Below are 22,110 nucleotides of genomic sequence, written 5' to 3'. Positions count from 1 at the left end.
TTATTCTAACCACATTTTAAAATCCTTTACCCGCTCTCTGGCTACAATTACATCCTGTTCGTTATAGGAGTTTAGTTTTATTTGCAATCTAGAATTGGTATAACTTACCATATCTTTTATAGCATTTATATTAACAAAGAATTTACGGTTAATTCGGAAAAAGGTTTGTGGTTCTAACTCATCTTCTAGATGCTCTAAAGTATTATCTATTAAATAGTTTCTACCATCTGTAGTATGCAAGTATGTGCCTTTATTTTCGCTATAGAAACATTCAATATCATCTATATTGATGAGTTTTAAATGTTGCCCTACTTTTACTGAAAAACGTTTTTTAAATGTTCTATCTATAGGATTTACAAGTAGTTTTTTAATATCATCAAAATCTAAGGATACGGTTTGCTGTTTTGGAGCACGTTCTTGATATTTCTTTACGGCTATTGCTAAATCGTCTTCATCGATAGGTTTTAATAAATAATCTATACTATTAAGCTTAAAAGCTTGTAGTGCATATTCATCATACGCGGTTGTAAAAATTACGGCCGACTTAATATCGATGGTTTCAAATATTTGAAATGATAAGCCATCGCTTAATTGTATATCTAAAAATATTAAATCTGGGTGTGCATGATTTTGAAACCACTCTAAAGATTCTTCTACAGAATGCAGCATGACTTCTGCATTCAAATCTAAATTTTGAAGCATACGTTGTAGGCGTCTTGCAGATGGTTTTTCGTCTTCTATAATAATTACGTTCATGTTTTGACTTTTGATTGGTTGTTAGTTAATAAGCACTTGCTTAAAATTGATTACTGTTTTTTAAAGGCTTGCCCACGTTAGGGATTGAGGGATTTATTGAAGCTCCCCGACGCAGGAGGGAGCGACTCCCGAAAGCCCAACCGTAGCTTTGCGAAGGTAACGCCCAAATTAACATTACTTCCATTGTTTTTTATCGTTATCCATGTATTGTTTAATTTTCTTTTCTTCCCATGTTTTGCTAAAAATGAGGTTTTTACCAAACACACCTATCGCATGAAATCCTAAACCGATACCCCAGAAAAGGGCGGTTGAATACGTTCCGAAATGCAATAGATTTCCACCATTTGACACAACCATAGACACAATAAAAATATTTACAGCAACATACCAAAACGCATGCCAGTAAAAGCCTTTAAGCTCTTTTACTCGTTTTTTTGCACGTACATATGCTTGCTCTTTTTGGTAATCTTTATTTTGATATGGCTCTAATTTATTATTTTTCATTGTTCTAATTTTTAGTCCCAGTTGTTTTGTTCTTTTTTCATCAATTCTTCAATTTTGCGCTTTTCCCATTCGCGCCCGAAGGTACCTTTGTGAACAAAAACTGTAAAAGCATGAATACCTACTCCTAAACCCCATCCTAAAATTGGAAACCAAAACCATTTATAGTCCCAATAGGTTTTATAGTTAATAAAAATTGTAAATGGAGTAAACAAACAATATGCAAGTAGGTGTTGGTAAAAGCCTTTTATATTTTCGATACGTTTACGCGCTCTTGCTGCCTTTTTATTGGTCTCAGAATCTGTTAATCTTTCCATGGTTTTCATATTTTTAGTCCCAATTATTTTCTTCATTTTTCATAAACTCTTCCATTTTACGCTTTTCCCAACTTCTACCAAAAGCACCATCATTTACAAAAACCTTAAAGGCATGAATTGCTAAACCTATACCCCATCCAAACATTGGAAACCAAAACCATTGGAAACTCCAAGAGGTTTTATAATTGATAAATATTAAAAAAGGAATGACTAGACAATACGATATAACGCTGTAATAAAATCCTTTAAGTTCGTCTACATGGTTTAATGCTCGCATGTAACTATCATCTAATTGCGATATTGACTGTTCTGTTCTCATGACTGATATTTGTTTGGTAAGCATTGGTATTGCAACTGCAAAACGTTTTGCTTCTTTTTTAATGTCTATTTTTCTATTAGTTAACAAGTTATAGCGCTGCATAATATTACTTAAACCTACACCACTACTCTTTTTTACAATTTGTTTGGGTTGCAAATTATTTTCTACTACTAGATAGCCTCCATCTTCGTAAATTGTAATGTGTAATGGTTTACTTGAGGTTACCATATTGTGTTTTACGGCATTTTCCAAAAGCAACTGCAAAGAAAGCGGCACTACTTTACTTTCTGGGTTTATGGCTTGCTCTGGCATTGTAAAAATGATACTGTCTTCAAATCGCATTTTTAATAAAGACATATAGGTTTTTGCGAATTGTAATTCTTCATCTACAGTAACTAATTCTTTATTTTTTTGCTCTAAAACATAGCGGTATACTTTAGAGAGTGAGGTTGTAAATTTCTGTGCTTGTTGTGGATTTTCCTCAATTAAACTCGTTAACACATTTAAACTATTGAAGAGAAAATGCGGATCTAATTGATTTTTTAAAGCATCAAATTTTGCACTTGCTGTTCCTGCAATTACTTTTTGTTCTTTAATACGGTTTTGCTGATATTTATTATAGAAATAAATAACATGAAAAATGGCAACAATGGTTAGGGTAACCCATAAACCGAATTTGTAATATTCTAATTTTTCATAGTCTAAAAACTCTTCAAAAGTTTTCCCAACATAAAACACATAAGTAATAGCTCGAAGAGTAAACAAGCCTATTAACGTGATAACTGTAGAACCAATTACGCCGACTATGATACGTTTTAACGGATTATTTCTATTCCAGTTGAAACGCTCCATATAACCAAAAAATACATGTTTGTAAAACCAAGCACAAAGGCATACAGTTGATAAAAGATAAAATCGGTTAAAAATTCACTACTGTCTTTATAATCGAATCCGCCAGACATAAAATTACCAATTACATATACTATGCAGCCAATAATAAAAGTGATGATGATATTTTTAACCAATTTTGACATATCTAATATTTAAATTTTTACTTTTTACAAGACTTTAATAAACCTTCCACACGGTCTTTCCCCCAATTAGGATGAAACTGTGTTTCTGCTTTAAAATTAGCAAAAAGTTCTAAGGCACGCTCTAAATCTTTACAAAATGCTGTAGTATCTTGTCCAAAATATTTAGCACTTCCAATATTCCACTCTGCTTTTGATGCTACAACTCTTGGATTTTTTGGTGCAATAATTTCAGCTTTTGCGTATAGTTCTACTACTTTAGGAGATAAAGTCATACCATATGTAGCCCCATCTGATGCTATCCACGCTGTATGCAACATAGCCTGCATTACCATAATTTCTGGATTGTTTTTTGAAATTGCTGTAGCATCATTCAATAAATCTTGTCCTTTCTTTAATTTAGCAGCCAACTTATCTTTGTCTTGCTCTCCAAAACTAGTTACAATATTAATTTGAGCAGCCCAATATGGCGGCAACCAATTATCTGGCTCTGCAGATGCTATACGTTCAAACATATTTGCAGCTTCTGTGGGCTTATTACTGCTCCATAATTCAAATGCTTTTTGCATTCCTTTTTCGTAATTAGTTTGAGCAGTTGTTACTACTGAAACTAAAAGTGTTGCGATAATGATGAGATGTTTCATGATGTGTTAATTTTTAAAGTTTTATGTTTTGTGTTACTGATTCGTTATTGATTGTAAATTTTGCATCTTCCCATTTTGGTGGCCCCATAAAACCTCTAGCGTTATTAGAACAACCATAATCCTCCTTAGGAATTCCGAATACGCCTGTATCCATTTTGTTATTATCATTTTCATCATGGAACATTGATACAGCATATACACCGTTAGGTATATTCTTAAAAACTATTTTACAGCTATTATTTTCAATTTTAGTAAAGTTTGCTTTAAAGCCTTTATTTAAAAAAGCTCCTTCTGAGTTGTAAAGTGCTACATATACTTTCCCATCGTTACTTTCTAAATTCGAAATATTTACGATAACGTCATTTTCAGAATTGTCTTGAGCAATAGCAAAAGATGTACTTAAAATTAAAAGGCAGATAATTTTGATAAAATGTTGCATGATTTTTTGTTTTTAATTATGCTACAAATATCCCGTAGAAGTACAGTTTTTAAAATGATACTTACCGAACTGTAAAAATTGACATCTGAATTGTAACTTTACAAGAAACTAACAATAAGTTTACACTTTTAAACTTGTACAACTAACCAATAACTAACTTTATGAGAAAAAATATAATTAATAAAGTATTCTTTTTCATTATCTGCTTATCAATTACTTTATGTAAAGCGCAAGCTCCCGAACCAGACGACCTTATGCATGAAAAATGGGAGTTTATACTAGAAGATACTGGCGATATTTTACAAATTGCTTTACCAGTTGGAGCTGGATTAACAACTATTATAAAAGGAGATTGGGAAGGCACTAAACAATTTGTCCTCTCATATAGCTCAAGTTTTATTGTTACGCATTCATTAAAAAAAATCATAAAAAAGGAACGTCCTGAAGGTAGAAATTTATTTGATGCTTTCCCTTCTGGACATACAACATCAGCGTTTTCTGGAGCATCTTTTATACAACGACGCTACGGTTGGAAATATGGTAAATACGCTTATGTTTTAGCTGCAATTGTTGGAGTAAGTAGAATGGAAGGCCCAAATGACTGGCATGATATCTGGGATGTACTAGCCGGTGCCACAGTTGGAATAGGAACTACTTATATTTTCACAAAACCCTATAAGGATAGAATTTTAGATATTGGGCTTTCAACTGGAAACAACACTTATGTTATAGGTTTGAAGTATACGTTTTAAATATCATAATTAAACATAAAAAGGTTAAAGACGCCTTAAAAAAAAGCGACTTTAACCATTCAAACATTATAATAAATACTAACCCAAATAAAATTTATAAAATTCAGTTACTGTTCCGCCATTTTAAAATTAATTGGCAGACTAAATGGGACATTTACTGGTTTTCCACGTTGTTTCCCTGGTGTCATTTTTGGTAATAAGCTTACTATTCTACGTGCTTCATCTTCAAGAATTTTATCTGGTCCGCGAGTTCTAATTTTAGTTATTTTCCCTTTAGGATCTATTACAAAAATCACAAAAACCCGTCCTCTTATGCCCAAATCTAAAGCGACTTCTGGATAATTAAAGTTTTTAGCAACATGATTATTTATCATTTTTTGAAAACATGCTCTTCGCTGAGATTTTTTAACTTTTTCGCAACCAGGAAATAAGGGCACATCCTCAATAATAGCAAAAGGTACTTCTACATCTTCCTCTACCTCTCCTACGCTAATATCCTCTACTCTAATTACTTTGTCAGCAATAAAATCTTCTTGACTACTCTCGGTGCTTTCAAAAATAGTTTCCTCAACCTCTTCTGTGTCCTCAACTATTTGTACAGATACTTGCATTACTACAGGAGGTGGTGGCGGAGGTGGTGTATTTATGGTAACTAAAGGAATTTCTTCATCAATTTCAGTTTCCATCACAACAATATCTCTTGTTATTTCTTCCTGTTCATAAGTTTTATACTCTATGCCTTGCCATGATAAAAATAGCATAACATTGAGTCCGATAGCGAAATAAAGGCTGCTATTCCGGCCAACCTCTAGTTCTGGGTTCTTTTTAGGTATCATGATTATAAATTTTAATGTTAGCAATACCCTTAAAAACAGCAATTTTTACTTTGCTATTTTTTACCTTCATTTTATTACTTTAAAACTACCTAAAACACTAAAAAACAACTATGATTTTTATCATATTTTCAATATTCAATACTTAAAATTACACATTCACAAATATGAGAAACAATAAGCTTTCAGTTTTATCATATTCTCATTTTTAAACAAAATTGCTCTAAGTTTGGTTCTAGGTTAACTATCCCCTAACTTAGATGCTTATTTTAAATACTAGTTATGAATTTAAACTTTGCTGTTTTAATCGATGGAGATAACATTCCTTCGGCCTATATAAAGGAAATGATGGAAGAAATTGCCAAATATGGCAACCCAACTGTAAAACGTATTTATGGAGATTGGACGAAACCGCACCTTAATAAATGGAAAAATGTGCTTTTAGAAAATGCCATTACACCTATTCAGCAATATGGCTATACCGTTGGAAAAAATGCCACAGACTCCGCAATGATTATTGATGCCATGGATATTTTATATTCTGGAAAAGTTGAAGGCTTTTGTATTGTTTCTAGTGATAGCGATTTTACACGATTAGCAACTAGACTTAGAGAAGCCCGAATGCAAGTGATTGGTATTGGGGAAAAGAAAACACCAAACCCATTTATTGTTGCATGCGATAAGTTTATTTATATTGAAATTCTAAGGAGTAGAACTGATGAGAAAGATGACAATGAAGATGATGACGACAAGAAAACAGAAAAGCAATCTGTTGATAAAATAACTAGAAAAGAAATTAGTTTAATTCAATCATCTATTTCTGATTTATCAGATGAAGATGGTTGGGCATTCTTAGGAGATGTTGGTAGTTTAATACAGAAAAAAGTCCCAATTTTGATTCTAGAAATTACGGATTCCCTAAGTTAACACCATTATTAAAATCTATAGACAGGTTTGAAATAGAACAACGTGATGCCCCTAACAACCCAAGATACAAGCATATTTATATTAAGAATAAGGAAAATAAGCGTTCTAAAGGACGAAAGAAATAAATAAAAAGGCTGTTTAAAATATTATTTCAAACAGCCTTTTTTAATTAAGAAATTTTAATAGATCTAGGAGGTTTTTGTTTTGCTTCTTCTTTCTTTGGAAGATGCACCTTTAAAATACCATCTGTATAACTCGCGTTAATTTTAGAATCCTCAACAGTTTCTGGTAATGTAAACGTGCGTTTAAAAGAAGAATACCCAAATTCTCTTCGTGTATAACCCCCTTCTTTTTCTTCACTTTCGTTTTTTAATTCTGCCGAAATAAACAAAGTGTTATTCTCTAAATTAATATTGAAATCGGTTTTCTTTAAACCAGGAACTGCCATTTCTACAATAAAGGCATCTGCCACTTCTTTGATATTTACTTTGGGCAATGTAATACCTGTATTGAAATTCGAATTAAATAACGATGGAAATTCTCCCATTGAAAAATCATCAAACCAATTTGTTAATGATGGGAAGTTCGATAACGTATTTTTGTTTGCTAAACTTCCATTTTTTGGCAATGTTGCTAAATTACTCATAATAAAAAATTTTAGTTAAACATTTATATTTCAACAACATATAAACAAATTAAATACCAAACCCGACGACTTTAATTATGACATATTTTTTTAATTATTTTTTAACATAATTCTGAAATATTGACATTTTTATTGTTAAGATTTATGACAAATTTTCGGGAATGAATAAGTTTGTTTTGTGAAAAATTTCTTCTATTTTTGGGTAATGTTGGATATGAAATGATTTCATATACTCGAAATATGAGAAATAATGAAACAAATCAAATTTATACCACTTATCCGTTTTTCTGCATTTTTAGTTTCCTTTTATTTAATTTACTTGTTTAAAGCAAAGAGTTCTATAATAATTCTAATTCCAATATTCTTGGATCTAAGTTTATTGGTTTACTTATATAGAAGTATTAAGAAAAAGAGAAAAACAAATCTCTTGTATTTGTAATTCACAGGAGGTTAATAAATGGTGGTATATTTAAAATAATTTGGATAGTTGCAACTATCTTATTAATGAGCTATATAATTTTTATAGCTAGATTAAGTAATATTAATGCAATAGGAATTATTTTCCCTTGCTATCTTATTTTATCCAGTTTTATTTTTTATGATGGTTTTGATGGATACATTATAGATAAAACTGGAATTCTTCAGATAAATTTTTTGGATCCAAACTATCGTTGGAGTGAAATTGAACAGATTAACCTAAATAGTCAACAAATAAAATACACAATAAATACTAAAGATCATATAACGAAAATTCATAAAGAACAAACTCCCATAATAATTTCATTTCTAGATAGTATTGGAGTAAATTACAATAAAGATTCATCCAGTACTAATCAATCCCAAAACGTCAAACAAAACCTCTAACTCTCCAACCCCAACAAACCCCCAGCATCAAAACAATTCCCCAAATAAAACTCCAAATTAGTTTTACTACAAACCCCAGGATAATCACCAAAATTTCCTTGCACATCTTTTATAATCTGAAAATGTAAATGCGGCGGATAATCACCATTTACACTCGCATCTCCTAAAGTTGCAATTTGCTCACCTTGTTTAAAGTGCTGCCCTACTTTTAAATTTTCAATAGAATGCAAACTTAAATGCCCGTAGAGTGTATAAAATTCAACTCCAGAAATAATATGTTTCAAAATTATAGCTGGCCCATAATCGCCATAATTGGTATTGTTTTTAAAACTATGTACTACGGCATCAAAAGGTGTGTAAATAGCTGTACAAGCATCACACCATAAATCCAATCCCAGATGAATGTTACGTTTTTCTGATGTTTTATCATTAAAATGAGTACTTCGGTTATAAATAGTGCGCACTTCATTGTAACCACCATAAGCAACAAAGGCGTTATGTTTATTTAAATAAGTATTAATATATTTTGAAAATTCTGTTGAAGAAGAGGTATCTATGCTTAAAAGTTCTGAATTATTTTCAGATAAATCTAAAGGTATATATTTCGATTTGGGAATACTAGCATCTAAAACGTGAAGTGGTTTAGAACTGATGCTTTTTAAGAAGTCTTTAAATTTGCTTGAGGTCATTCTTTACGATAGATTTCCCCAAAGCTAAGCAATTACTCTATAATTACTTTACTGTATTTTGCATTTACAGTTACCGTTTTGTTACTTTCTGTATTACTCATAGAAAAAGAACTGACATCTTTTTTTCCACTCGTATTATTAGGATGTACCATGTAAGAATGCGTCCCTTTATAATTTATATTATAATTTACATCAGGCATTACAATGTAAGCTTTATTGTTTTGAAAAATAAAATTCAAGTTTGTAAACGTATCGTCTACTTTCAAAATTTTAACATCCCCAATATTACTATCTATAATTGCGCTGCTAACCACGTTGTTTATTTTAACGTTAGACGAATTACAATTCAGCACCACGTGCTTTACTGTTTTCAATTCGGCTTGTTTAACATGATTTAAGTTTAGTTCTCCCAAATTCCAATTAGACACATAAACTGGTGCATAAGCAGCACTAATGGAAGTTTGACTTCCATTAATGCTCTCTGCTTTAAATATTGTATGCGATAAATCTGCCTGAACATCATCCACAACCGATGCAAATTCTAGCTCTCCATGCCTTACATTAACCTTAATTTTTGCCTTTTTTGGCATTTTAATAATAATGGTCTTTTTTAAATGTGTGTGCTTGTTTTTTACCAGATGATGTATCGTCAAAAAGACTTTTCGCCTTAACACTTTTTGCACGTTGCTCTGCAATTTTCGCTCGTTTTTCAGCTATTTTAGCACGTTGCTCTGCCACCTTCTCCATAGCTTCTGCTCGCTTTTTGTGTGTTTTTTCTATTTCCTTGTGTGCTTTTTCTATTTCCTTATGACGCTCTTCAATACGCTCTGCACGCTTTTCCATAAGTTCTGCACGGCGTTCCATCTGTGCTGCATAACGCTCTCCCCAAACCTCCATTTTTTCAGCATACTTTTCGCCCCATTCTTCTCCGAACTTCTCACCCCATTTTTCCATGTCTTTTCCAAACTTCTCGCCCCATTCTTCTCCAAATTTCTCACCCCAAGCTTCCATTTTTTTGCATAGTCTTTGCCATAAGTAGACTCAAACTCTTCTGCCCATTTTTCCAAATACTTATCGCCATCTTTTTGGTAAGCTGCATAATCAAAAGACACACTTTTTACACCTTTTGGTAATTCTGGTAGCTCTGGTAACTCAGGAAGTTCAGGTACTTCTGGAGCCTCAGGCATTTCTAAAATATGGATATTGGTATCAAAATCTAGTTCTGGTAAATCTGCCAATTCAAACTTAAGTTCTTTAAGCACTTTTTTAACCTCTTCTCCATAATGGTCATGACTCTCAGTAATCCACAAACTTGGTGTATGATTCCCAGCAGTTTTAATAGTGACTAAATCTTCAGAACCTTCAATATCTAATTTCCAATTTTTAATGGCCTGTTCTAATTCTTCTTTAGACAATTCATCACTTTCAATAAAAGCTTCTATTTGCACTTCACTTTTATTCCAAGTATCAAAAACAATATTACAATGGCTAGTATTTAAGTCGATGGTTACATTTTTATCCACTTTAATGGTTTTCGAAACCTTGGTTTGTTTCTCTTGCGCTCCAAGCATTGCGACTGCAAAAAAGCTCAGTACAAGTAATTTCAGTTTTATAATTTTTGTGTTCATTTTTTGATTTTTTAAGATGTTTGTAATGCTTCTTCAGTTAAATTATCCGAAACATTCAACGTTTTTAATTGATTTTTTAAGCGATACAAAAGGTCTAATCGAAATTTCAAATTATCAATTAATGCACTAACTGTCAATTCTGTTGGACCATCTTCAGTTAATTCTAAAGACAAACGCTTATACTCTTTATTAAGCGCATCTAGCTGTTCTAAATACCCATCAAAAACAGCTTTAGTTTCTACGGTAGGCTTTATTTTAGACAATTCTAAATTTATGCTTGCCAAGTAATAATCCTCAACTTTTTTCAAGTCTGGAGACACATCTCCCAAGGTTTTGGTTTTTACTTCGGCTACAACTTCTCCAACTGGTTTTTCAGGTTGAAATAATGAATGTGCTCCAAAACCCAAACCAATAAACAACACAACACTCGCAGCAATATGCAACCAACTAAATTTTGATGAATTTTTAGTTTCAGGCAGCGCTTCTTCTAACTTCTCCAAAAAGCGCGCCTCATGGTTTTTAGGCATATCCTCATGTTTCAACTCTTCATTTTTAAATAAATCTCTAATATCCTGTGCCATTGTTTTGTTGTATTAACAGTTCTTGTAATTTTACTTTTCCTCTAGATAATTGAGTTCTAGATGCTACCTGCGAAATATCCAAAATCTCAGAAATCTCTTGATGGTCATATCCCTCAATTAAATAAAGCATTACTACATATTGATACTTTTCGGGCAACCGATTAATTGCCTTCTTAACATCATGTACCGTAATTGCATCATCTACCAACCATTTGTCGTTATGTGAAGTATCAACCACTTTTAGGTGCACCTCTTCTAATTCTACTAACTGTTGTTTTTTTGATTTCAGAAAGTCGATACTTTTATTAACCACAATGCGTTTTAACCAAGCCCCAAAAGTTACTTCTGCTTTGTATTGATGTAGTTTGGAAAAAGCTTTGATAAAAGCCTCCTGTACCACATCCTCAGCATCATTAGCATCTTTCAAAAAACGTTTCGCCACAATATACATCCCGTTGCAGTATTGGTTGTATAACTGCATTTGCGCCTTCCTGTTGTTTTGTTTACATTGTTCAATAATGTCAACTTGAAACATGCTTTATGCCTTTGGTTTTTGATTGGTTCATTTAAAAGACGACAAAAAAATCAGAGTGTTGCAAAAAAATATATTTTTCTCTAAAATTTTTAAATATTTGGGCGTTACCCTCAAGGGGTCAGGCTATCCGCTACAAGTCCTCGCACCTCCTACGTCGGGCTTTGGGCTTTCCACTACTATCCTTAACGCGGACAAGTCCGCAATTGTCAGTTTCAGTCTAAACTTTATTGATCATCTATTTTCCATCTTCTTCCATCTTCTTTCCTATTCATTAGTACCCCTCCACACAACAAAGCTAAATAAATTCACGTTACTATTTCATCAGTTAAAAGACATCAAGTATATTTATACCTAAAAGAAATCTCTCCTACATGAACACCTTTTTAAAGCGCATTATATTTATTTTATTTCTGGCAGCAGCATTCATTTTTGTGTACTCCTATTTAAACGACGGACTCCAAAAACGAAAAAGTCCAAAGAAAAACGTAGCCTTTAAAGTAGACGATTTAAAACTAAACGTATTTTACAATCGCCCCTCAAAAAGAGACAGACAAGTATTTGGAGCCTTAGTGCCTTATGACGAAGTATGGCGAACAGGTGCCAACGAAGCCACCACATTCGAAACCAACAAAGCGCTTAAAATAGGAAACGACTCGTTACAAGCTGGAAAATATACGCTTTGGACCATCCCAAACGACACAGCATGGACAGTAATTTTCAATAAAAAACAATACCCTTGGGGTGTAGATCATAAAACATTACAACCACTACGAGAACCAGCTTTTGATGCTATAAATTATAGTGCACAAGTTGAAAACCTGAATACAACAGTAGAACAGTTTACAATAGCTTTTGATAACTCTACAGATAATTTATTTATGACCATGGCTTGGGACGATGTGCGTATTAGAGTGCCGTTGAAATAGTTTTTTAGTATAGAAAAATTTAAATAGTATATTAGAGATACATTCTTTAACGTTGTGACTAATAAAAAAAGACTGCTTTAAAAAACGCAAAAGGTGTTTCTAACACAGAAATTATCAATACCGCTTCAATTTCAAATTTTAAATCCAAACGTAATACGAAACCCAGCGCAGAACAACTCGTAAAAGGTATTTTAAATAAAAATATAAGCGATTTAAGTCAAGCCATAACCTTAGTTGAAAGTGTCAATCCAAAACATTCTAAACAAGCCAATACCATTTTAAAACAATGCTTACCGCATGCCAATAATTCTATCCGTATTGGTATTACTGGCGTACCCGGAGTTGGTAAAAGCACATTTATAGAAGTATTTGGAAAGTACCTAACCAACCTCGGGAAACGCGTTGCAGTATTAGCCATAGACCCAAGTAGTACACTAACAAAAGGTAGTATTTTAGGCGACAAAACCCGAATGGAATCTTTGGTAAAAGATGAAAACGCTTATATCCGTCCGTCTGCTTCAGGCAGTTCTTTGGGTGGAGTTGCTCGAAAAACTAGAGAAAGCATTATACTATGCGAAGCTGCTGGTTTTGATGTGATTATCATAGAAACAGTTGGCGTTGGACAAAATGAAACCGCAGTACATAGCATGGTAGATTTCTTTTTACTATTAAAACTAGCTGGCGCTGGCGACGAACTACAAGGCATAAAACGAGGTATCATTGAAATGGCAGACGCCATTGCCATCAACAAAGCCGATGGTGACAATCAAAAAGCAGCAAAATTGGCAAAAATAGAATTTAACAGAGCATTGCATTTGTATCCTAAAAAAGCATCGGGCTGGAATCCAAAAGTAACCTTATGTAGCGCCTTGAATAATGAAGGTATCACAGATATATGGCAAGTAATTTTAGAGTATATTGAATTAACCACATCAAATAATTACTTCACTATAAAACGCAATGAACAAAATAAATTTTGGCTCATACAAACTATTGAAGAACGCTTAAAATCTGATTTTTTTAATCGTTCTGAAATAAAAAAAACATTAGAAAAACAGTTGAAATTGGTTGAAAATAATAAGACGACGCCTTTTGCTGCTGCGGAGTTTATTTTAAAGTTATGACCAAAAAGAAACTTCTATACTTAACAATACTTTTGAGTAGTATTTCCTTAGTTATTTTAATAATAATACAATATGTAATTTATACTGACTACTTAAGGTCAACTGGAAAAAACAGAGTATACTTTGGATTACTAGAATTTCTAAAATATGGCTACAAGCATTATTTAGGAATTATTCCCTTAATAGGCCTTATAATTTCATTGATATGTTGTACTAAAACAGCTTTAAGGAAATTATCCATTATTGCTGGATTAACTTCACTAATAGCTTTAGTTTTTTCTATTTTTAGTATTTGGAGAATATTTATTTAGACTGGATTCACCTACTCTCTCATAAACATCTTCAAAAGATACTGCGACAATTTATAAAACAGAAACCCTGACATAGCTCCAAAGGTCATACCACAAACAATATCTAAAGGATAATGTACCCCAACATATATTCTGCTGTAGGCAACAATAGCACTCCAAAGCAATAAAATAAAAATCAAGTTTTTATACTGAGAACGTAATGCTAAACCAGCGAAAACCGCTGCTGCCATAGAATTAGAAGAATGTCCAGAGAAAAATCCATATTTACCACAATAGCCTGCAACCATTCTCGCATAGTCTTTAACCCCTTCTGCTCCACATGGTCTTGGTCTTTCAAACCCTCTTTTGAAAACATTTGTGATTTGATCAGTAAATGTTATCATTAAAGCCACAACAATTACAAAAACCAGAAGTGATTTAGCTCCAAATTTCTTGTACAACAAAAACAATAAAATAGCATAAAGCGGAATAAATGTGAGTTTATGAGTAATTATCAGCCATAAATTATCCCATGGTTCAGAACCCAAATTATTAAGGAATAAAAATAACTCTGTATCGTATTGCAGTAATTGATCAATCATAAATAAAAAGATTAGTCGTCATATTTAGCAATTTCACTATCGTAGAAGTCTGTTGCTGATTTTATTGCATTTTCAGTTTCGGTTTCCAATTCTTTTTGGTCTTCAGCATCAAAATCTTCAAACCATTCAACTTCATCATTTTCAAGATTAATTATAAACCTTGGAAATTCAGTATGAATTACAAATATGGCGTTAGGATGTTCGGTATTATCGCCTAATATAAATTTTGGTAAGCTCATTTTATTAGTTTTAAGTATTTAAAGTTATAAGTGTCTAAAGTTACAAGTTAAAAAGAGTATTTAAAATTTTAGATTTATTTGCTATTGATGTAAAAATGGCTAAAAGTTCTTTAGCTTCTTTCTTAAATTGATTTATAACTTCTATAGCAAAATCTTTATTAGTATAACTGTATTTCAACTTTAAATACTTTAGGCACTTTAGCTCACTTTTAACTTTTTTAAAATCAGTTTTTTAGTCAAATAATTAAATCGAATATACAATAAAATTGAAGCAGTAGTTAAACCAGCCAGTAAGCCTAGCCATATACCCACACTTCCATAAACATTTTCTTTTCCGAGAAACCAACAAATAGGAAAACCAACAACCCAATAGGCAATAAATACTAATACCATTGGAATTTTCACATCTTGTAAGCCTCTTAGAGCGCCTAACATAACTACTTGTATACTATCACTTATTTGAAATACGGCAGCTATCAATAATAATTTAGATGCTATTTCTAGAACTTCTCTATTATCTATGGCATTTTCCACATCATTATAATCTAGATATAGTTTTGGTAACTGATTGTGAAATACTAAAAATAATATTGCAAATCCAACTGCCAAAATTATTCCGAAAAGAAATATTGAAAATGCAATTCGTCGCAATTCAAAATATTGTTTCAATCCTTTTTGGTTACCAACACGAATCATAGCAGCAACGCTTAATCCCATAGCAACCATAAACGTCATAGATCCTAAATTCAAGGCGATTTGATTTGCTGCCTGAGGGTTTTTACCTAGCAATCCACTCAACCAAATAGCAGCAGTAAAAATGGCAACTTCAAAAAACATTTGTAGTGCACTTGGTACTCCTAAGTTGAATATTTTATTTAGCATCAATTTTTCTAACACAAAGAATTTTATATCAGTAACGTAGTTTTTAGACTTCGCTTTGCCTTTTAACAAAAACCATAAATAAACTACCATTATTACTCTAGAAGCCAACGTACCATAAGCTGCTCCAACAATACCTAATTCTGGCATTCCAAACTTTCCAAAAATGAGAATGTAGTTTAAAACGATATTCACAATATTACCAATTAGTGTAGCATACATAGGATATTTAGTCATAGATAACCCATCGCTGAATTGCTTAAAACCTTGAAAAATAATCAACGGAATTAATGAAATTGCTACTAAATCTAAATATGGTATCGCTAATGCAACAACCTCATCAGGCTGCTTCATCAAATACATGAGCGGTTTTGCCAAAAGCACTAATAAAAATAATAGAACACCTAAAACGGTGCATAAAAATAAACCATGCTTAAAATAGGATTTTCCTTTATCAAAATCACCTTCTGCATCTGTTTCAGCAATTAGAGGTGTAATGGCTGTTGAAAACCCGATTCCTAGAGACATTGCAATGAACATAAAACTATTTCCTAAGGATACAGCAGCTAATTCGGCAGTACCTAATTGTCCCACCATAATATTATCTACAAAACTCACAAAAGTATGTCCTAGCATCCCCAACATCACAGGCGAGGCAAGTTGCCAATTGTATTTAAACTCTTTTGTGTATTGCTTTAATTGCATTCGGCAAAAGTAAAGTTTACCTATTGTATTATCACATTATATAATGTTCTTTTTAAAAATACTATTATTAACAAATGTTAATAACTTACGTTAAATAAATGAAAGTCACACGTAGTATTTTTATACATTTGGCCTTCCCAAATCTTAAAACTCTCAATAAGACTTAATAGCTAAAAGAAACAACTTGCTTTCATTTTAAAAGGGATTTAAAACTAAGGTGACTAGTTTCGGTATTTTAAAAGAGGAAGTTTTAACTTCCTCTTTTTTAATACATTTAAATTTAAAATTTACTTCAATATAAGCTTCATGTAATTCTCTTTTTGGAGTTCTTCCCATTTAGAAGTTTTCCATTTTGAAGGAGGTTGAAAAGATTTAGAATCTTCAAAATATAAATCTGACATCTCTTTAACTAATAATGGATGCGCTTCTATTATATTAAAAGATTCAAATGGATCATTTTTAATGTTAAATAGTTCCAACACAGGTTGTCTTCCATCTAAATATTCCAAATAAACCCCTTTCACTAAAACACCAGTATACCTTAACAAATAATCATCTTTAATAACTACCCAAGATGGTGGTGCAAAAGGCGGTTCGGTTGCGTGGGTTTTAGTAGATTTATTGATTAAAAAACCCCACTTATAAGATTGAATACCAGACCAAATTAAATAATCATGTATTGGTTTTTCATTTTCATTTAAAACTAATGGTAATAAACTTTCCCCATCAATTTGAGAAGGAATTTCAGCTTTTGCGACATCTAAAGCGGTGGGCAAAATATCCATAGTTGAGACTAGTTTACTTGATATTTTAGGTTCTTTTATTCCTTTTGGCCAATGGATAAATAGAGGCACCCTAATACCTCCTTGATGAAAATTCCCTTTATGTCCTTGAAAAGGAGCATTTGCTGGCAAGGGAGACCCTGTTTTATGTCCATTATATGACCCTCCTGCCATGGCACCATTATCTGAGGTAAATACGATTATAGTATTTTCATATTCATTTTTAGATTTTAAAAAATCTACAATTCTATTTATATTATGATCTACTCCATAAATATGTCCGTAAAAATTGTTTAAATCGTGAGAACCTGAATTAAATCTACTATAATATTTTTCAGGGGCTCTAGGTTCTAGTGAATCATGAACTGCATGATAATGCAACTGTACATAGAATGGTTTTTGTGCTTTTATGGAGGACTCCATAGTTTTCAAAGCCTTATCTGTAAACACATCGGTGTTATATCCTTCCTGTTTCCCAGCGTGATTGAAATCTTCCCAAACAATGGTCGAATTATAAAATTGACTTGCCCAATAATTGTAGCCATAATAATAATTAAATCCATTATTCAAAGGGTGTTGTTCATTAACAACCGATCCTAAATAACCACTATTTCTAATTTGCTTATAAACATCGGGATGGTACTTTTTTATAAAAGGCATCTTTGTTTTTTCATCTAAACCATTTGTTTTTAAAACGTCAGTAATAACAGATTTATCATGTTTGCCAATATGCCATTTCCCTATGTGAGCTGTTCGATAACCTTGTTTTTTAAGTCCTTCAGCAAGATGCGTTCCAGGAACGAGTCCACTAGCTTCACAATCTGTATTGGTATAAACACCAAATCTATTTTGAATAGTCCCTGTAGCAATACCTAAACGTGAAGGTGCACAAATATTACTGGAAGTATAAGCATTAGTAAAAAGAATACCATCCTTTGCTAAAGTAGTTAAAGTAGGAATTGCTGTTTTTGAGAATTCTAAAGATTTATCAAGAGAATAACCTTGTAAACTATCAACTAATTTTACAAAAAATGGGTTAAAATCTGCCGTTGTAATTGTGTCATTATAAACTCCAAATTGTCCATATCCTAAATCGTCCATCATCACAAATAGAATATTGGGTTTCTTTTTAACCTCTTCTTTAACACAACTTATTATTAAAATTAAGCCGAACATAAAAAGACATTTAAGAACATTTTTCATTTTAATACAATTTTATAATGAAGCTACTTTATTTTTAGCCGATTCAAATTCATTTATTATATCTTCAACAATAGCATTTACTGGCTTTATATCATGAATTAACCCGGATATTTGGCCTATTTCCAATTCACCTTCCTCTAAATCGCCTTCGAACATCCCTTTTTTCGCTCTTGCTCTTCCTAAAAGCAATTTGAGTTCTTCTGCAGATGCCCCTTTATTATAAAGTTCTTGCACATCATTGTAAAACTTATTTTTAATTAACCGAACAGGAGCTAGTTCTTTTAAGGTAAGTTGTGTATCGCCTTCTTTAGCTGCTACAACACTATTTTTAAAAGCATCATGAGCAGAACTTTCTTCACTTGCAACAAATCGACTTCCTATTTGAACACCATCAGCACCCAAAACCATACATGCCAACATTGCATTTCCTGTCGCAATACCACCTGCTGCAATTAGTGGAATTTTAATTTTTTCTTTAACCATAGGAATTAAAGTTAGTGTTGTAGTTTCATCTCTACCATTGTGGCCACCAGCTTCAAAACCTTCGGCTACAATTGCATCAACACCAGCCTCTTGAGCTTTCAATGCAAACTTTACACTACTCACAACATGTACCACTATAACGCCTTTTTCTTGCAACCAACTAGTCCATGTTTTAGGATTTCCTGCGGATGTAAACACAATTTTCACACCTTCTTCAACTATAATATCCATAATTTTTTCAATATCTGGATACAACATTGGGACATTAACCCCAAAAGGTTTAGTAGTAGCTTTTTTACATTTTTGAATGTGCTCTCTTAATACCTCAGGATACATTGAGCCCGTACCTATTAAACCCAGAATCCCTGAGTTACTTGCTGATGAAGCTAACCGCCAACCACTATTCCAAATCATTCCTGCTTGAATTATTGGGTATTTAATATTGAAGAGTCTAGTGATTTTGTTTGGCATTATTGCTTTACTATTTTGAAAATTTTTGAATTGCTACCTGAAGTAACTTTTGCTATGTAAACACCATTAATTAATGAAGAGACATCAATTTTATTAGTACTTGAAATAAGTTTGTCATTTAGCACTCTTTTTCCCAAAACATCATAAACAGACATACTATTTTCATCTTCTTGTACAGGTAACTTAACATAAATCTCATTACTAAAAGGATTAGGAAAGAGTAAAATTTCTTTGGACTCAACTTCAAATTCATCATTTGATAAAGCCATATTTAAAGCAGATTCAAGATTAGGAATTCCATAGCCTAAAAAGTTATCTGGCGTATTGAATTGTGATGCAGATTCTCGAACCAACTGCATAATTTCCGCATTGGTTTTATTGGGTAATGCTTGCCATAAACATGCAATACCACCTGCTAAAATCGGCGAACTAAAAGATGTTCCATCTGCAGTTGCAATTGCATCATTTTCAGTAATAATATAACTCGCTTTACCTTGAGCAACAACATCTGGTTTTTGAGTGGGCTGATGTGTTGTACCTACCGAGCTAAATGAAGCACGGACTCCAGAGGCATCTACAGCACCAACAGTTAATACATTCTGAGCATCTCCAGGGGCAGTAATACCCCAATTCCCAGAATTTCCTGCAGAATTTACTAGCAACATTCCCTTTTCAAAAGCAATATTAGCTCCTTTGGTAATATATGCTGTACTACCGTTCATATCTGCTTGAGAATAATCATATTTTGTACCATCAAAATCAGAATAGCCCAATGAAGTGTTAATCACATCTACTCCTAAACTATCAGCTCTTTCTGCCGCTTCAACCCAATAACTTTCTTCAACTGGATTTTCACTTGTTGCATTTTCAGTTATAAATAAATAATAAGAGGCATCTGGTGCAGTTCCCACAAAATCATTTTCAATATAACCAGCCATATCGCTTAAAACCCAAGTACCATGTGTACTTGTTGTGCCTGTATAAACATCAATAGCTCTATTTACAAAATCGTAACTTCCTTTAATGTTTCCAGCTGTTCTTACTCTTTGAAATGAAGTCATCACATTTACATTAGGAAAACCGGCATCTATTACTGCAATGGTCATTCCTGTACCTGTGTAGTTTAATAAATGCAAATCATCGCCATTAATCATTTCAATTTGGTTTGCTGCATTACCATAATCAAAAGTTGTATAAAAACCTTCTAATTTAGACACCTTCTTTTCTTTTGAAAACTTACTGGCATTCAAACTTTTATCGGCATAATCAATAGTACTGATATAGCTTAAACCTTCTAAAGCTTGAATATCCGATACATCTCCCCTAACATGAACTGCATTAAACCATTTAGACTTCGCTAGCACAGTTATACCTGTTGCATTTTTAAGTTGGGTGATATAAGTTTCGTTTACAGGAACATCGCGAGCATCAATACTAACACCATGCCTGTTCTTTCTGTCAATTGCCTTTTGTGTAAGAATGGAAATAGGATTTGCTATGGATATAGCTACGTTTTCTTTATCGCTTAAATACACCCAAGCATCTTCTTGGGCATTTAGCAATAACGACATGAGAAATAAGATTAAAAAAAACGATTTGCTTTTCATAACAAAATGATTTGGAATCACTAAGTTACGAAATAACTCCAGAACCAATTAACTCATCATGAATATACCAAGCCGCAAATTGGCCTTCGGTAATTGCAGATTGAAAATTTTCAAATTCAATATACAACCCAGATGCTACTTTATGGAGTGTTGCTTTCTCTAAAGATTGTCTGTATCTAATTCTTGCCAAAACGTCCATGGTTTGGCCAACTTCCAAAGCTAAATCTTCTCGTATCCAATGTAATTCGTCATTGGTTATAAAAAGTGCTTTTTTAAATAAGCCAGGATGATTTTTTCCTTGCCCAGTATAAATCACATTGTCTTCAACATTTGTATCTATAACAAACAAAGGTTCTGGTGTGCCGCCGACTGCAAGCCCTTTTCGTTGCCCTTTAGTGAAATAATGAGCTCCTTGGTGTTTACCAACTACCTTTCCTTTATTGAGGGTATATTCTACTTTTCTGGATAGATATTTGAGTTCTTCCTCTTTTGTATTGAAGTTACCTCTTTGATTATGAAATATATCTTCATCTTGAGGAACTTCAACAATTACCCCTTCTTTAGGTTTTAATTGTTGCTGTAAAAAATCTGGTAATTTCACTTTACCTATAAAACATAGCCCTTGAGAATCCTTTTTCTCGGCAGTTACTAAATCAAGTTTTGTAGCTATTTCTCTGACTTCTGGTTTTGTTAACTCTCCTATTGGAAATAGTGATTTTGACAACTGCTCTTGAGATAATTGGCATAAGAAATAAGACTGATCTTTATTACTATCTAACCCAGCTAAGAGTTGAAAAACCTCTTTTTCATCTTTAATAATCGAACCTTTTCTGCAATAATGACCAGTAGCCACATAATCTGCACCAAGTTCTAAAGCAATCTTCATAAAGACATCAAACTTTATTTCCCTATTACAAAGCACATCAGGATTAGGTGTTCTACCTTTTTCATATTCATGAAACATATAATCAACGATTCGCTCCTTATATTGTTCACTCAAATCTACAGTTTGAAAAGGAATTCCTAATTTATCTGCAACTAGCATCGCATCATTACTATCGTCTAACCATGGGCATTCATTTGAGATGGTCACAGAATCATCGTGCCAGTTTTTCATAAACAAGCCAATAACTTCATACCCTTGCTCCTTTAAAAGATAAGCAGCAACACTAGAATCTACACCACCAGAAAGCCCAATAACTACCCTTTTCATTTTTACTAAAAAACAAATTTAGGATGCAAAGATACATAATTTAGTTGCTTTTGTTTAACAGTAAATCCATCGATGAAATACACTTTTTAGTTATTTTGTTTAATTTTTACAAAGTTTTATGAAA

At 32.6% G+C, this 22,110-nt stretch carries 26 protein-coding genes and 1 pseudogene; 4 read left to right on the top strand and 23 right to left on the bottom strand.

Going from position 1 to position 22,110, the window contains the following annotated elements; genetic code table 11:
- From AC0L5U_RS18875 to AC0L5U_RS18845, 7 genes are all read right to left on the bottom strand, one after another.
- Complete coding sequence (locus AC0L5U_RS18875; protein ID WP_473417978.1) at positions 1–756, bottom strand: LytR/AlgR family response regulator transcription factor; 756 nt, start codon at positions 754–756, stop codon at positions 1–3.
- A 174-nt stretch (positions 757–930) separates the two neighbouring features.
- Entirely contained in the window at positions 931–1,260 is a 330-nt protein-coding gene (locus tag AC0L5U_RS18870; RefSeq protein ID WP_473417977.1) for a 2TM domain-containing protein, read from the bottom strand.
- Between the two features lie 11 nt (positions 1,261–1,271).
- Entirely contained in the window at positions 1,272–1,610 is a 339-nt protein-coding gene (locus AC0L5U_RS18865) for a 2TM domain-containing protein (RefSeq protein ID WP_473417976.1), read from the bottom strand.
- Entirely contained in the window at positions 1,588–2,745 is a 1,158-nt protein-coding gene (locus AC0L5U_RS18860) for a histidine kinase (protein ID WP_473417975.1), read from the bottom strand. Before AC0L5U_RS18860 ends, AC0L5U_RS18865 begins: the two co-directional genes overlap by 23 nt.
- Positions 2,709–2,927 (bottom strand): hypothetical protein, encoded by a 219-nt coding sequence (locus AC0L5U_RS18855; protein ID WP_473417974.1) that lies wholly within the window; start codon positions 2,925–2,927, stop codon positions 2,709–2,711. Before AC0L5U_RS18855 ends, AC0L5U_RS18860 begins: the two co-directional genes overlap by 37 nt.
- A 17-nt stretch (positions 2,928–2,944) precedes the next feature.
- A complete protein-coding gene (locus AC0L5U_RS18850) occupies positions 2,945–3,568 on the bottom strand; it encodes a hypothetical protein (RefSeq protein ID WP_473417973.1) in 624 nt (207 codons plus the stop codon).
- 13 nt (positions 3,569–3,581) lie between these two features.
- A complete protein-coding gene (locus AC0L5U_RS18845) occupies positions 3,582–4,007 on the bottom strand; it encodes a DUF2141 domain-containing protein (RefSeq protein ID WP_473417972.1) in 426 nt (141 codons plus the stop codon).
- A gap of 161 nt (positions 4,008–4,168) precedes the next feature.
- Here AC0L5U_RS18845 and AC0L5U_RS18840 point away from each other — a divergent pair, with 161 nt between their 5' ends.
- Positions 4,169–4,759 (top strand): phosphatase PAP2 family protein, encoded by a 591-nt coding sequence (locus AC0L5U_RS18840; protein WP_473417971.1) that lies wholly within the window; start codon positions 4,169–4,171, stop codon positions 4,757–4,759.
- Between the two features lie 107 nt (positions 4,760–4,866).
- On the opposite strand, the gene AC0L5U_RS18835 is transcribed toward AC0L5U_RS18840, so the two are convergent.
- Positions 4,867–5,595, bottom strand: a complete 729-nt coding sequence (locus tag AC0L5U_RS18835) for an energy transducer TonB (protein ID WP_473417970.1) — start codon at positions 5,593–5,595, stop codon at positions 4,867–4,869.
- 279 nt (positions 5,596–5,874) lie between these two features.
- Here AC0L5U_RS18835 and AC0L5U_RS18830 point away from each other — a divergent pair.
- Positions 5,875–6,644 (top strand): annotated as a pseudogene (locus AC0L5U_RS18830) (NYN domain-containing protein).
- A 44-nt stretch (positions 6,645–6,688) separates the two neighbouring features.
- Here the strand turns inward: AC0L5U_RS18830 and AC0L5U_RS18825 are convergent.
- From AC0L5U_RS18825 to AC0L5U_RS18795, 7 genes are all read right to left on the bottom strand, one after another.
- Positions 6,689–7,165 carry an Hsp20/alpha crystallin family protein gene (locus AC0L5U_RS18825; protein ID WP_473417969.1) on the bottom strand — a complete coding sequence of 159 codons (477 nt, stop codon included), beginning with the start codon at positions 7,163–7,165 and terminating at the stop codon, positions 6,689–6,691.
- Positions 7,166–8,025: 860 nt separating this feature from the next.
- Positions 8,026–8,718: a peptidoglycan DD-metalloendopeptidase family protein gene (locus AC0L5U_RS18820; RefSeq protein ID WP_473417968.1), complete on the bottom strand. Its 693-nt coding sequence runs from the start codon at positions 8,716–8,718 to the stop codon at positions 8,026–8,028.
- 32 nt (positions 8,719–8,750) lie between these two features.
- The gene (locus AC0L5U_RS18815) at positions 8,751–9,308 is read right to left on the bottom strand and encodes a hypothetical protein (RefSeq protein WP_473417967.1); all 558 of its coding nucleotides are present in this window, start codon (positions 9,306–9,308) and stop codon (positions 8,751–8,753) included.
- A 1-nt stretch (position 9,309) separates the two neighbouring features.
- Positions 9,310–9,561 carry a hypothetical protein gene (locus tag AC0L5U_RS18810; RefSeq protein ID WP_473417966.1) on the bottom strand — a complete coding sequence of 84 codons (252 nt, stop codon included), beginning with the start codon at positions 9,559–9,561 and terminating at the stop codon, positions 9,310–9,312.
- A complete protein-coding gene (locus AC0L5U_RS18805) occupies positions 9,516–10,346 on the bottom strand; it encodes a hypothetical protein (RefSeq protein ID WP_473417965.1) in 831 nt (276 codons plus the stop codon). The genes AC0L5U_RS18810 and AC0L5U_RS18805 overlap by 46 nt, the downstream gene beginning before the upstream one ends.
- Before the next feature lie 11 nt (positions 10,347–10,357).
- Complete coding sequence (locus tag AC0L5U_RS18800) at positions 10,358–10,927, bottom strand: hypothetical protein (protein ID WP_473417964.1); 570 nt, start codon at positions 10,925–10,927, stop codon at positions 10,358–10,360.
- Positions 10,911–11,462: an RNA polymerase sigma factor gene (locus AC0L5U_RS18795; RefSeq protein ID WP_473417963.1), complete on the bottom strand. Its 552-nt coding sequence runs from the start codon at positions 11,460–11,462 to the stop codon at positions 10,911–10,913. The genes AC0L5U_RS18800 and AC0L5U_RS18795 overlap by 17 nt, the downstream gene beginning before the upstream one ends.
- A 371-nt stretch (positions 11,463–11,833) precedes the next feature.
- Between AC0L5U_RS18795 and AC0L5U_RS18790 the strand changes: the two genes are divergently transcribed.
- Both AC0L5U_RS18790 and meaB read left to right on the top strand, forming a co-directional pair.
- Positions 11,834–12,388, top strand: coding sequence for a DUF2911 domain-containing protein (locus AC0L5U_RS18790; RefSeq protein ID WP_473417962.1), 555 nt, complete (start codon positions 11,834–11,836; stop codon positions 12,386–12,388).
- Positions 12,389–12,498: 110 nt separating this feature from the next.
- Positions 12,499–13,512 (top strand): methylmalonyl Co-A mutase-associated GTPase MeaB, encoded by a 1,014-nt coding sequence (gene meaB / locus AC0L5U_RS18785; RefSeq protein WP_473418334.1) that lies wholly within the window; start codon positions 12,499–12,501, stop codon positions 13,510–13,512.
- 322 nt (positions 13,513–13,834) lie between these two features.
- On the opposite strand, the gene AC0L5U_RS18780 is transcribed toward meaB, so the two are convergent.
- The 8 genes from AC0L5U_RS18780 to mnmA all read right to left on the bottom strand — a co-directional run bounded on the left by AC0L5U_RS18780 (position 13,835) and on the right by mnmA (position 21,986).
- The gene (locus tag AC0L5U_RS18780; protein WP_473417961.1) at positions 13,835–14,404 is read right to left on the bottom strand and encodes a phosphatase PAP2 family protein; all 570 of its coding nucleotides are present in this window, start codon (positions 14,402–14,404) and stop codon (positions 13,835–13,837) included.
- 11 nt (positions 14,405–14,415) lie between these two features.
- The gene (locus tag AC0L5U_RS18775; protein WP_473417960.1) at positions 14,416–14,643 is read right to left on the bottom strand and encodes a hypothetical protein; all 228 of its coding nucleotides are present in this window, start codon (positions 14,641–14,643) and stop codon (positions 14,416–14,418) included.
- Positions 14,644–14,683: 40 nt separating this feature from the next.
- Positions 14,684–14,821, bottom strand: coding sequence for a hypothetical protein (locus AC0L5U_RS18770; protein WP_473417959.1), 138 nt, complete (start codon positions 14,819–14,821; stop codon positions 14,684–14,686).
- 20 nt (positions 14,822–14,841) lie between these two features.
- Positions 14,842–16,227, bottom strand: coding sequence for an MATE family efflux transporter (locus AC0L5U_RS18765; RefSeq protein ID WP_473417957.1), 1,386 nt, complete (start codon positions 16,225–16,227; stop codon positions 14,842–14,844).
- A 287-nt stretch (positions 16,228–16,514) separates the two neighbouring features.
- Entirely contained in the window at positions 16,515–18,185 is a 1,671-nt protein-coding gene (locus tag AC0L5U_RS18760) for a sulfatase family protein (protein ID WP_473417956.1), read from the bottom strand.
- Positions 18,186–18,224: 39 nt separating this feature from the next.
- Positions 18,225–19,166 (bottom strand): NAD(P)H-dependent flavin oxidoreductase, encoded by a 942-nt coding sequence (locus AC0L5U_RS18755; RefSeq protein ID WP_473417955.1) that lies wholly within the window; start codon positions 19,164–19,166, stop codon positions 18,225–18,227.
- Positions 19,166–20,737, bottom strand: a complete 1,572-nt coding sequence (locus AC0L5U_RS18750; RefSeq protein ID WP_473417954.1) for a S8 family serine peptidase — start codon at positions 20,735–20,737, stop codon at positions 19,166–19,168. Before AC0L5U_RS18750 ends, AC0L5U_RS18755 begins: the two co-directional genes overlap by 1 nt.
- A 61-nt stretch (positions 20,738–20,798) precedes the next feature.
- Positions 20,799–21,986 (bottom strand): tRNA 2-thiouridine(34) synthase MnmA, encoded by a 1,188-nt coding sequence (gene mnmA / locus AC0L5U_RS18745; protein WP_473417953.1) that lies wholly within the window; start codon positions 21,984–21,986, stop codon positions 20,799–20,801.
- Between the last annotated feature and the right edge of the window lie 124 nt (positions 21,987–22,110).

The organism is Jejuia sp. G7-7, from assembly GCF_055808955.1.
Note: the sequence above shows the minus strand (reverse complement) of the source record. Positions and strands in the feature narration are given on the sequence as shown.